Source organism: Pseudoalteromonas phenolica, from assembly GCF_005876835.1.
In the GTDB taxonomy this organism is placed as follows: domain Bacteria; phylum Pseudomonadota; class Gammaproteobacteria; order Enterobacterales; family Alteromonadaceae; genus Pseudoalteromonas; species Pseudoalteromonas phenolica_B.
On the sequence record NZ_PPSW01000014.1, the window covers coordinates 38,519 to 51,428 of the forward strand.

Sequence of the window (12,910 nt, forward strand, 5' to 3'; positions counted from 1 at the left end):
CTTATCTCTCTATTTTTGCCAATACTGAATTGCTTCTGCAACAGTAAAGAACGAACCAAATACAATCATTGCCGTCTGGTCATCAAGTTGCGATAACTGACTATCGAGTGCCATATGGACCGAATCGAACATGTTTGCGCTTTGCTGTTGTTCTTGCGATAGCAAAGGTAACAAGTTCGACGCTTGCTCTGCACGTGGGCCATCTAAAGACGCTAATGACCAAAAATCAATTAGTTCAGACACTTCATTGATTACACTGGCTTTATCTTTATCAGCAAGCATAGCGATTAATGCATGGATTTTAAACCCTTGCTGCTTTAACTCTACTAATTTTTGCTTTAGGTAGCGTGCCGATTCTGGGTTATGTGCAACATCAGTAAATACTTTTGGTGAGTCGCTTAGCTTTTGAAAGCGCCCTTCTACTTTTAAATCAGTTAAACATTTTTCGATAACTGATAGCTCAGGAAGTAACTCTAAACGAGCCAGTAATGTCAAAGCTGTGGCGACATTTTGTGCCGGAATACTTGGCTTTTCAAACTCAAACTCGCGCGATTTATAGCGCCAAACAAACGACGACTGTTTTGGTTCAAAGAAAAAGTCGCGCTTAGATAGAATGAGTTCAGCTGCAATCTCATCACCATACTCAGTGACCGTATGGGGAATATTTAAGTCTCCCACTATCGCTGGTTTATCAGTGCGGAAAATACCGGCTTTGTCATAACCAACTAATTCACGGGTATCGCCTAAGTACTCTTTATGGTCAAGGTCGATGGTTGTAATAACACTTGCAATAGGCTCAACAATATTGGTGGCATCAAAACGACCGCCCAAACCTACTTCTAGTAAAACATAATCGACTTCGCAGCGTTTAAAAATCGCCAGAGCACCTAGCGTACCAAATTCAAAATAAGTCAGTGGTGTTTCGCCCCGGCCTTTTTCTAACAAGTCAAAAGCATCGACATGATATTGATCGTCTAACTCTTTGCCATTTACACGAACACGTTCGTTATAACGAATTAAATGTGGTGAAGCATACGTACCCACTGAGTAACCCTGAGCGAGTAGCAGACTTTCTAAGCAACGTGCTGTGGTACCTTTACCGTTAGTGCCGGCAATCATGATGATTTTTGAAGAAGAATTGAGAAGATTAACCGAATCGGCAACTTGTTTGATGCGCTCCAAGCCCATTTCGATATTGGCAGGATGAACACGCTCTAAATAACAAAGCCAATCATCAAGGCTTGATGATTGGCAAGGTATATTTTGTGACATAAAAACAGCTTAAATTAAAAAATTTACGCTACTCTATGCTCTTGTTCAGTAGATGGCAAGTCCATAAACTTCGCTAAATTACGTGCTAGTGTGTCACGCATTTCACGACGATCAACAATCATGTCGATTGCACCATGTTCAAGTAGGAATTCTGAACGTTGGAAACCTTCAGGTAATGTTTCACGAACAGTCTGTTCGATAACACGAGGACCTGCGAAACCAATAAGTGCTTTAGGCTCTGCAACATTGATATCACCTAGCATTGCAAGTGAAGCAGATACACCACCCATTGTAGGGTCGGTCATTACTGAGATAAATGGTAAGCCTTTTTCGCTCATTTTAGCCAGTGCCGCACTTGTTTTTGCCATTTGCATCAGTGACATAAGTGCTTCTTGCATACGCGCACCGCCTGATGCAGAGAAACATACTAATGGCATGTTGTGCTCTAAACATTCGTTTACGGCATCTACAAATCTTGCACCTACCACTGATGCCATTGAACCGCCCATGAAAGAGAATTCAAAAGCAACAGCTGCAACCGGCATACCTTTAAGACGGCCCGTCATCGCAACAAGTGCATCTTTTTCGCCGCTTACTTTTTGAGCAGCTGTGATTCTGTCAGAGTATTTTTTAGAATCTTTGAATTTAAGCACATCTTGAGGCTCGTGCTCGATGCCAATTTCTTTACGATCAGCATCGTCTAAAAACATTTCAAGGCGCTGACGTGCACTAATACGCATGTGGTGATCACATTTAGGACATACGTTGTGTGACTTTTCTAATTCTGCTTTATACAAAATTGCATCACATGATGAACATTTTGCCCAAACACCTTCTGGGACTTCTTTTTTGTTATTACCTGATGATTTGGTGGTTCTAGGTAAGATTTTTTCTAACCAACTCATTTGCAATTCTCTTATGCTAATTCTGTGTTGTGGCGTCTGTATTCATTCAGACAAACTGAGCTCATTAAACCATGATTTATTAGACAAAGGTATAAAAAACTGGTCGTATAAGTCTTAAATAAGCCGCCATAATTCATTAACTAACCCAAGCTTTCGCTTTAAAATTACTCAATCTCAGTATCTGGTAAGAATAAAGGGCCAAGTGGTGTCGACGGTATTTGCCATTGCTCTGGGTAATCAACATCGACTAAATACAGTCCATTCGGCTTTGCTGTTGCGCTTGCTTGAGTTCTATCTTTAAGTGCCAGTAATTCAGCCATCCATTCAGGTGGATATTTACCCGTGCCAATATCAAGCAAAGTGCCTGTTATGTTTCTCACCATATGGTGTAAAAAGGCATTGGCTTTCACGTCGATGATGACAAAGTTACCTACACGCTCGACACTTAAGTGCAGCATTTTTCGAAATGGTGTGTTTGATTGGCAATGCACAGCACGAAATGAAGTAAAGTCTTGTTCACCTAACATAACAGGACAAGCCGCTTGCATCAGTTTTTCATCAAGCGGATGGTGGTAATGCGTCACACCGCTTCTTAAAATACCTGGTCGATAAGGATTATTGTAAATCACGTAACGGTAACGGCGTGCTGTCGCGCTAAAACGAGCATGAAATTCATCATCGACCACTTGCGCAAATTGGATCGCAATATCGTCAGGCAGTTGCGAGTTAGCACCTAAGGTAAATGCGCTCATATCTCGCTCTGAGTGCGTATCAAAATGCACCACCTGACCAGTAGCATGAACACCTGCATCGGTTCGGCCTGCACACACCACTTCGACCTCATGGTTACAAATGCGAGACAGAACAGTTTCTAACTCTTGTTGAATACTGTTTACATGAGACTGTCTTTGCCAACCACTGTATTGAGCGCCGTTATATTCGATACCAAGTGCTACACGCATGAATTTATTACCTCTGTCTAGACTAGCGCAGCATTCTAAGCCATCGCGACTTTGAATTAAAGAGAGAACTGAGCGCTAGAAAAAATAAAGGAGGCTAACGCCTCCTCTATTACTGGTTGTTTTAAATGACCAAAACTAAGCATATACATTAAGACTGTATTTTTTCTCTTAGTGAACTTGCTTCAGCTTGGACTGATTCAGGACCTGCATTTATCACTTCTTCGATAATGGCGAGTGCACTCTCACTGTCATCAATTTCAATATATGCTCTGGCTAAATCTAATTTTGCAGAAAAACCGTCCGCTTCTAAATCAACATCAGGGGCATTCTCGCCTGCAAGCAAATCATCAAAATCACCCAAACCAACATCCATATTCGCTTCTTGATAAGGCTCTTCTTCTGTTTCAAAGTCGTCACTTTCTGCGAGTAAGTCGTCAATTTCTAGATATTCTTCAACGTCTGGCTGAGAAACCTCATCGCTTTCAATTGCAACATCTAATGTGCCAAGATCTTTATTTAACTCTTCACTTAATAGCGCATCTAAATTGAGCTCAACGTCATCTAATGATTCTGTATCGATTGGTTCTGGCTCAGCTAAATCATTGAGCAAAGCGTCAAAGTCAGTATCAGAAATCTCTGACATAAACTGATCTTCAATCGCCGCTTCATCAATAGCTAGCTCAACAGGTGGTTCAACTTCTTCGTTGTTAGCAAGATCATCAAGCTCGTTTAAAAACGCCTCTGGTGATATTGCTTCAAGATCCGTTAAAGCTTGCTCAGTTTGAACATCACCTTCAAGCTCTTCATCGAAGCCATCAGCAATTAACGAATTGTCACTAGATAGCTCAGAACCTTCCGCTTGAACGGCTTCTTCTTGGGCTAGTATATCTTGAATTTCTAGAGCTTGCTCTTCTGTTGCGGCTTCTACCGCAGCATCTTCGTCAAATTCAGGGTAGCCTTCAATTTCCAACTCATCTTCAGAAGGCGACTCAACTTCTTCTTGAAGTGCCTCTTCTTGAGCTGGTGTATCTTGAATTTCTAAAGCTTGTTCTTCGGTTGCAGCTGCTAGCGCGGCGTCTTCGTCAAACTCTGGGAAATCTTCGATTTCAAGCTCATCTTCGATGCTGTCAGCAGGTAACTCATTCTCAGAAGGCAACTCAATTTCTTCTTGAAGTGCCTCTTCTTGAGCTGGTGTATCATGAATTTCAAGTGCTTGTTCTTCCGTTGCAGCCTCTAACGCGGCGTCTTCGTCAAACTCTGGGAAGTCTTCGATTTCAAACACATCTTCGGTGCCGTCAGCAAGTAACTCTTCTTCAGAAGACAACTCAATTTCTTCTTGAAGTGCCTCTTCTTGAGCTGGTGTATCTTGAGTTTCTAACGCTTGTTCTTCTGTTGCAACTTCTAGCGCAGCATCTTCGTCAAACTCAGGGAAGTCTTCGATTTCCAGCTCATCTTCGATACTCTCAGCTAGTAAGTCATCCTCAATAGATGGTGTATCTTGAACTTCTAAAGCTTGTTCTTCTGTTGCAGCCTCTAGCGCAGCATCTTCGTCAAACTCAGGGAAGTCTTCAATTTCCGGCTCATCTTCGATGCTGTCTGCTTGTAACTCATCCTCAGAAGGCAACTCAACTTCTTCTTGAAGTTCTTCTTCTTGAGCTGGTGTGTCTTGAATCTCTAGCGCTTGTTCTTCTGCTGCAGCTTCTAGTGCCGCATCTTCGTCAAACTCAGGGAAGTCTTCGATTTCTAAATCATCGTCGATGCTGTCTGCTTGTAACTCATCCTCAGAAGGCAACTCAACTTCTTCCTGAAGTGTTTCTTCTTGAGCTGGTGTATCTTGAATCTCTAGCGCTTGTTCTTCTGTTGCAGCTTCTAGTGCCACATCTTCGTCAAACTCCGGGAAGTCTTCGATTTCAAGCTCATCTTCAATTGGTAATGAAGTTTCTTCCTGAATTGTTTCTTCTACATCTGGTGTATCTTGATTTTCTAGCGCTTGTTCTTCTGTTGTAGCTTCTAGCGCGGCGTCTTCGTCAAACTCCGGGAAGTCTTCGATTTCAAGCACATCTTCGATGCTGTCAGCAGGTAACTCATTATCAGAAGGCAACTCAACTTCTTCCTGAAGTGCTTCTTCTTGAGCTGGCGTATCTTGAATTTCTAAAGCTTGTTCTTCTGTTGCAGCCTCTAGTGCGGCATCTTCGTCAAACTCCGGGAAGTCTTCGATTTCCAGCTCATCTTCGATGCTGTCAGCTAGTAACTCATTGTCAGAAGGCAATTCAACTTCTTCTTGAAGTGCCTCTTCTTGAGCTGGTGTATCTTGAATTTCTAAAGCTTGTTCTTCGGTTGCAGCTGCTAGCGCGGCGTCTTCGTCAAACTCTGGGAAATCTTCGATCTCAAGCTCATCTCCGATACTCTCAGCTAGTAAGTCATCCTCAGTAGATGATGTATCTTCTTCCTGAACTATTTCTTCTTGAGCTGGTGTATCTTGAGTTTCTAGCGCTTGTTCTTCTGCTGCAGCTTCTAGTGCCGTATCTTCGTCAAACTCCGGGAAGTCTTCGATTTCTAAATCATCGTCGATGCTGTCTGCTTGTAACTCATCCTCAGAAGGCAACTCAACTTCTTCCTGAAGTGTTTCTTCTTGAGCTGGTGTATCTTGAATCTCTAGCGCTTGTTCTTCTGTTGCAGCTTCTAGTGCCACATCTTCGTCAAACTCCGGGAAGTCTTCGATTTCAAGCTCATCTTCAATTGGTAATGAAGTTTCTTCCTGAATTGTTTCTTCTATATCTGGTGTATCTTGATTTTCTAGCGCTTGCTCTTCTGTTGCAGCTTCTAGCGCGGCGTCTTCATCAAAATCAGGAAAGTCTTCGACTTCTTGCTCATTATCAGTGTCAGATAAATCACCTAATTCTGGCTCGTTATCATCTTCTAACAAATCATCAAAAGAAAGTTCATCATCAGTGAGTAAATCATCGTCAAGTGTAGTATTTGATGTAACACCTGCTTCCAATGCTTGCGATAATTCCTGCTCAGTTTCGCTGATATTTAGAACATCCTCATCCAGTTCTTCATCTAAATCTAATTCCGGATAACTCTCTAATTCAGCACTTGGTGTAACCGTATCAATTTCAGGCAACTCTTCTTCAGATGATAAATCAATATCATCTGACAGCGGGTCATCACCAAGCTCCACTTCTGCGTCATACTCATCATCATTTTGCCACTCATCTTCCGACTCGAGCTGCTCTAGCATCTCATCAACACTTTTCAAAGGTGCTTGCTGTGTTTGAGCTTCAGGTTCTGTCGGTATGTCATCATCAATATCCGTTGAAGTATGTTGATTCATGGCATTTAACTCATCAACAATACTCTGCTCAACAGATTTAGGCTCTAATATTTCATTTTCAGACGTTGCAGATTCTTCGGCTTGGTTCTCTTCAATTGACTCTTGAGCTTCATCAACTGGTTCATCGATTAAATCACCTTCAAAGGAACCATCTAACTTATCAAGAGCAATGTCATCTTCTAAACTTTTAACTTCTTCGATCGGTTCAGGTTCACTGAATTCTTGAACTTCATCAACGCTCTCTTCACTTAATTCTTCTTCAAAGTCTGGCTCGTCGATTAATTCGTCTAGTGCTGCATCAAGCTCATTATCATCTGTTGATGTGGGTTCTGTTAATAAATCATCTTCAAGGAGCTCATCTAAATCATCGAGCGCGATGTCATCTTCTGGAGTGACAACTTCCTCTATTGTTTCAGGTGTAGCTGTCTTTTGAGATTCATCAATGTTGCCTTCATTTAATTCTTCTTCAAAGTCTGGCTCATCGATTAAATCATCAAGTGTAATATCATCATCTGAAGTTATAACTTCTTCAGTTTCTTCAGGCGTAGCTGTCTCTTGAGCCTCAACAATATTCTCTTCACTTAATTCGTCTTCAAAGTCTGATTCGTCAATTAATTCGTCTAGCGCTGCATCAAGCTCGCTTTCATCTGTAGATGTGGGTTCTGTTAATAAATCATCTTCAAGAAGGTCATCTAACTCATCAAGCGCGATGTCATCTTCTGAAGTTACAACTTCCTCTGTTGTTTCAGGTATGGCTGTCTCTTGAACTTCATCAACGCTCTCTTCACTTAATTCTTCTTCAAAGTCTGACTCATCGATTAAATCATCAAGCGCTGCATCAAGCTCGTTTTCATCTGTTGAAGTAGGCTCGGTTAATAAATCATCTTCAAGAAGGTCATCTAAATCATTAAGTCCGATGTCATCTTCTGAATTTACAACTTCCTCAGTTGTTTCAGATGTGGGTCTCTCTTGAACTTCATCAACGGTTTCTTCACTTAATTCTTCTTCAAAGTCTGGTTCGTCGATTAAGTCATCAAGGTCTGAATCAAGCTCGCTTTGATCTGTTGATGACGGTTCTGTTAATGAATCATCTTCAAGGAGATCATCTAAATCATCTAGTGCGATGTCATCTTCTGGGGTGACAACTTCCTCTATTGTTTCAGGTGTAGCTGTTTTTTGAGCTTCATCAATGTTCTCTTCACTTGCTTCTTCTTCAAAGTCTGGCTCGTCGATTAATTCGTCTAGTGCTGCATCAAACTCATTATCATCTGTTGATGTGGGTTCTGTTAATAAATCATCTTCAAGGAGCTCATCTAAATCATCGAGCGCGATGTCATCTTCTGGAGTGACAACTTCCTCTATTGTTTCAGGTGTAGCTGTCTTTTGAGATTCATCAATGTTGCCTTCATTTAATTCTTCTTCAAAATCTGGCTCATCGATTAAATCATCAAGTGTAATATCATCATCTGAAGTTATAACTTCTTCAGTTTCTTCAGGCGTCGCTGTCTCTTGAGCCTCAACAATATTCTCTTCACTTAATTCGTCTTCAAAGTCTGATTCGTCAATTAATTCGTCTAGCGCTGCATCAAGCTCGTTGTCATCTGTTGATGTGGATTCGGTTAATAAATCATCTTCAAGGAGGTCATCTAAGTCTTCAAGTGCGATGTCATCTTCTGAAGTTAAAACTTCCTCAGTTGTTTCAGATGTGGATGTCTCCTGAGCTTCATCAATGTTCTCTTCACTTGTTTCTTCTTCAAAGTCTGGCTCGTCGATTAATTCGTCTAGCGCTGCATCAAGATCGTTTTCATCTGTTGATGTGGGTTCTGTTAATAAATCATCTTCAAGGAGGTCATCTAAGTCTTCAAGTGCGATGTCATCTTCTGAAGTTACAACTTCCTCTGTTGTTTCAGGTGTTGCAGTCTCTTGAACTTCAGCAACGGTTTCTTCACTTAATTCTTCTTCAAAGCCTGGCTCGTCGATTAATTCATCTATATCGAGATCCAAGTCATCAGCTTCTAGCGGATCTTCATTAATCGATAAATCATCTTGGTTTGATTCTGCTATTAAAGAATCAATGTCATCTAAATCAACATCGGCTTCTTCTGCTTGCTTCCTCTCCGGTTCTTCTTGCCCTTGAGTTTCATCTAGTAGCGCGTCTATGTCATCGGTATCTAGGTCTTCTGAAGCGACATCATCAAGTAAGCTATCAATGTCGTCAGCATCTACCTGTTGCGATTCATCGCCTGTCGTATCTGTAACCTCTTCAGCTGTACCGCCTACTTCGTCTAAAAGATCATCTATATTATCAATATCAAAATCGTCTTCATCGTTGATCTCAACAGCAGGCTCATCAGTTTGTGCAACTTCATCTAGTAGGTTATCGATATCATCCAGATCAAAGTCTTCATCTGCTCCTTCAGAACTTTCATCCTTTGGGGGCTGTTCTGCAACCTCATCAATTAAGCTGTCAATATCATCTAAATCAAAGTCGTCGTCAGTACTTTCAGGCTCTTCTGTCGCAGCCTCATCTAAAATTGAATCTATATCTACGTCTTCTTGCTGTTCAGTAGCAAGTTCTTCACTAAGCGCAGCCAAAGCATCATCACTAACGTCTAATTCATCATCAGATGAGTCGTCGGTTTCATTAAACAGATCATCAAGGTCATCAGAGCTTAAAATATCGTCGCTGTTTGAACTACCACTATCCAAGTCAACCATATCATCGAGCGAATCGTCAGCATCGAAGTTCTGCTGTAAGAAGTCATCTAGATCATCACCTTCAGAGCCATCATCGAAAGCAACATCATCTCCTAACAAGCTATCTAGCTCATCTTGATCAAGCGTATCATTACCTGCTTCAAAGCTATCATCTTCTAAAGAATCAAACATCATGTCATCATCTTCAGGCAAAATATCATCGTCTAGCTGTACACTATCTTCAACAGGTACGCTGCTATCTAACGGCGGTACATCTAAATCGAGTGGATCGGCTGCAGCTGCGGCTGCGGCGGCTCCTGCTGCAGCTGGTGCCTGGGGTAGGAAATCATCTTCATCATCCGTGCTATTAGCATTCTTACGTTTACGTAAGAACATCACTAAACCACCAATGACTAATAAGGCTGGTAAAGTTGCAAGCACCCCAATCATCACGGGGTTTGAAAGTAGATCAGCACTTTGTTCTTCTTGTTGCTGAGCTCTTTGACGCTCTATCAAGGCGTTTTGAAGTTCGATGACAGACTGAAGCTGTTGCTGAATTTCAGAATCTTGCCCAAGTTGATTGCGAACATTTTGCAGCTCTTCAGAAATGTTTGTTAGCTGGCCTTTTAGCTTGTTGTTTTCTTCTAGTATTTCTTCGACACTGCGAACCGAGTTCTTAAATTGTGATTGTAGCTCTTGTAACTTAGCATCTTGCTCCATTTGTAATGACTTAAGCTGCGAAGTGAGTTGCTGTTGTGCATTATCAACATCGATTTTTCGCGCTTGAGTAACTTTTTTTTGCGCTTCTTCAATGGTTTGGTTGTCGAGCATGCCGCTCTTTTTTAGCTCCCACAAGTCATCGTCTTGATCAGAGCGCTGTTTTGCTATCGCAGGGTTTTCGCGACGCATTTCTGCAATGGTCGGTATTTTAAGATATGCGCCATCGCGCATGTGATTTAGGTTTTGATCTAAAAAAGCATTGGGGTTTTTACGGTAAAGGGCACTCATGACCTGATAAACAGTAACAGAGCCGTCATCAGGCCTTATTTTTTGCGCAATACGCCACAAAGTATCCGAGGGCTTAATTGGGCCAATAGAGCGACCCATTTGACCATAATCGGCATTCTTAGGGCCCTTTAAAATGGTACCGTCTTGTGTGTAGGCTGGTATGGTTATCAATGCAAATGCAAAGAAACAAATAAACACTAAACCGCGCATGTTGATCCTTTAGATATCATGTCCAACATCGTGCTAAACATTAAAATATTGCTAATGGTGGCTTTTGCAAGCTCTATTCCAACTGCAAACTATAAACCAGTTACATTGGAATATCTATGGCAAAGCTTTGATAAATAGTGCTTAGAGCGTACTAAAGTATGAGAAGATGTGAACAAAGAATATTGTTTATAGTCAACATATTGGCTAGTTTTTAAACGGACAACTGTAAAAAGCGGCAAAACCCTGCCGAAGCAGGGTTTTGTCATTGCAAATTATAAATAGTTATTTATTAACTCTTCAGCAATTTGCACGCTGTTAGTCGCTGCACCCTTGCGAGTGTTATCAGAAACCACCCATAGGTTTAAACCATGAGGGTGAGATATATCAGCGCGTAAACGACCAACATACACAGTATCATTACCACTAGCGTCTGACACTGGCGTCGGGTAATCGTTTTCGTCTTCAATGAGTTCAACACCAGGGGCATCGTTAAGTAACTGCTTAACCTGCTCTAGGTCATATGGCATACGCGTTTCTAAATGAATGGCTTCAGCATGACCAAAGAACACTGGCACACGCACTGCTGTTGGGTTCACCATTACCGAGCTGTCACCTAAGATCTTTTGCGTCTCCCACACCATTTTCATTTCTTCTTTGGTATAGCCATTTTCTTGGAAAGCATCGATTTGTGGGATCACGTTAAACGCGATTTGCTTAGGGAAAATGTCGTTTTCCATCGGGCGTGCATTCATTAGGTTAGCTGTTTGCTTTGCCAGCTCATCAACCGCTTCTTTACCTGCACCAGAAACCGCTTGGTAAGTTGAAACATTAATACGGTCGATTCCATAAGCATCGTAAATAGGCTTAAGGGCCACCAGCATTTGAATCGTAGAACAGTTTGGATTAGCAATAATGTTACGATTTCTGAAGTCTGCCAAGTTATGTGCGTTAACTTCAGGCACAATCAGAGGAACGTCATAGTCATATCTGAAATGTGAGGTATTGTCGATCACAACACAACCCGCTTCTGCGGCAATGGGTGCATATTTTTCTGATACACTGCCACCTGCAGAAAATAAACCAATGTGTGCGTTCGAAAAATCAAACTCTTCGACATCCAAGACTGTTACTTTTTCGCCATTAAAGTCAATTTCTTCACCCGCACTTCTACTGCTTGCAAGCGGGAAAAGCTGATCAACTGGAAACTTACGTTCTGCTAATGTTTCAATGATTTGACGACCAACAAGGCCTGTTGCGCCAAGCACGGCGACATTAAATTTCTGAGACATTTGACCTCATCCTATTCTTAAACTGTAAAGCCAAGTGTTGCGAGTTGTTCCGCAAACTGACTACCATTATTTTTTACTGTCACTGTGCTGAATTCTCGTCTTACTGGATAAGACTTACGAAGGTGATCAAAACCCTTCTCTGACAGTGACTTTCTTAAAATGCCATCATCTCGTCTAAGATCGTAAACCAGATGAACAAGTCGACCTAAATCGCCTTGGGTAAAATTATCTTGTAATGTGACTTCTGTGATCACAGGTTTTGGTAAAAAGTCACTTAACTGTTTCTCTGCTGGGATGCCTAATAACTCGCATACCTTTTGATAAAGCATTTGCGTACCACGAGCTTTGCCTTCAAGGGTGTGTCCTGCGATGTGCACACTGCTATAACGTACAAAAGGTAATAAGTCAGTTAAGATATTTGGTTCGTTTTCCCATACATCTAACACCAGTTCTAACTGCTTTCCAGCTTGCAAAGCTTCAAGTAATGCTTGGTTGTTGATGACTTCGCCACGGCATGCATTGATCACCAACATATTTTCTTTTAATTTTGCAATACGCGCTGCATCAATTAAATGCAGGGTTTTATGCTTACCTGTTCTAACTAATGGCACGTGAAATGACACTATGTCAGATTGCGCTAATAGGTCGTCTAACTCAATATGCTCTTCAAGCTCACCATTTTCAAACTTGATTGGATCACACAACAATAAGTTGATACCACTGCCTTGCAGTTTTTCACGTAAACACTGACCAATGTTGCCTACCCCGACAATACCTAACGTTTTACCTTGCAAGCTTGTTGATGTTTCTTGTGCATAGGCATAAAGTGCACTTATCACATACTCTGCAACAGCAATGGCATTACAGCCAGGTGCGCTACTAAATGCTATTTCTTTGTCGTTAAGTAATTCAGTATCAATATGATCGATACCTATGGTTGCAGTACCCACAAATTTTAGCTTTTTAGCATACTGTAATAGCTCTGCGTTAACTTTTGTTACCGAGCGAGTCAGTAAGATATCAACGTCTTCGATTTGTTCAGGCTTGGCATTGCGCCCATCAAATCGCATTACACTGCCTAAATCAGCAAAATACTCCTCAACTAAAGGCATATTTTGATCTGCCAAAATTTTCATCTATTTTTTCCGTGGTAACTGCAAAAGCGCATTGTAACCGCGGTATCAATAAATTGCGACTCAGTGACTTTGATTAGGCAGTTTTATTGGCCAG

At 41.4% G+C, this 12,910-nt stretch carries 6 protein-coding genes; all 6 read right to left on the reverse strand.

All coding sequences use genetic code 11. The annotated features are described in order from the left end of the window. Positions 1-9: 9 nt before the first annotated feature. The gene (gene folC, locus C1E24_RS09670) at positions 10-1,272 is read right to left on the reverse strand and encodes a bifunctional tetrahydrofolate synthase/dihydrofolate synthase (protein ID WP_138480920.1); all 1,263 of its coding nucleotides are present in this window, start codon (positions 1,270-1,272) and stop codon (positions 10-12) included. Between the two features lie 23 nt (positions 1,273-1,295). Then, positions 1,296-2,177 carry an acetyl-CoA carboxylase, carboxyltransferase subunit beta gene (accD, locus tag C1E24_RS09675; protein ID WP_138480922.1) on the reverse strand — a complete coding sequence of 294 codons (882 nt, stop codon included), beginning with the start codon at positions 2,175-2,177 and terminating at the stop codon, positions 1,296-1,298. Positions 2,178-2,341: 164 nt separating this feature from the next. Further along, positions 2,342-3,139, reverse strand: coding sequence for a tRNA pseudouridine(38-40) synthase TruA (truA, locus tag C1E24_RS09680; RefSeq protein ID WP_138480924.1), 798 nt, complete (start codon positions 3,137-3,139; stop codon positions 2,342-2,344). A gap of 148 nt (positions 3,140-3,287) precedes the next feature. Then, the gene (locus C1E24_RS09685; RefSeq protein ID WP_138480926.1) at positions 3,288-10,391 is read right to left on the reverse strand and encodes a FimV/HubP family polar landmark protein; all 7,104 of its coding nucleotides are present in this window, start codon (positions 10,389-10,391) and stop codon (positions 3,288-3,290) included. Between the two features lie 272 nt (positions 10,392-10,663). Then, on the reverse strand, positions 10,664-11,680 hold the full coding sequence (locus tag C1E24_RS09690; protein ID WP_138480928.1) for an aspartate-semialdehyde dehydrogenase: 1,017 nt from the start codon (positions 11,678-11,680) through the stop codon (positions 10,664-10,666). Positions 11,681-11,697: 17 nt separating this feature from the next. Beyond that, positions 11,698-12,816, reverse strand: coding sequence for a 4-phosphoerythronate dehydrogenase (locus tag C1E24_RS09695; protein WP_138480930.1), 1,119 nt, complete (start codon positions 12,814-12,816; stop codon positions 11,698-11,700). Positions 12,817-12,910: the final 94 nt, after the last annotated feature.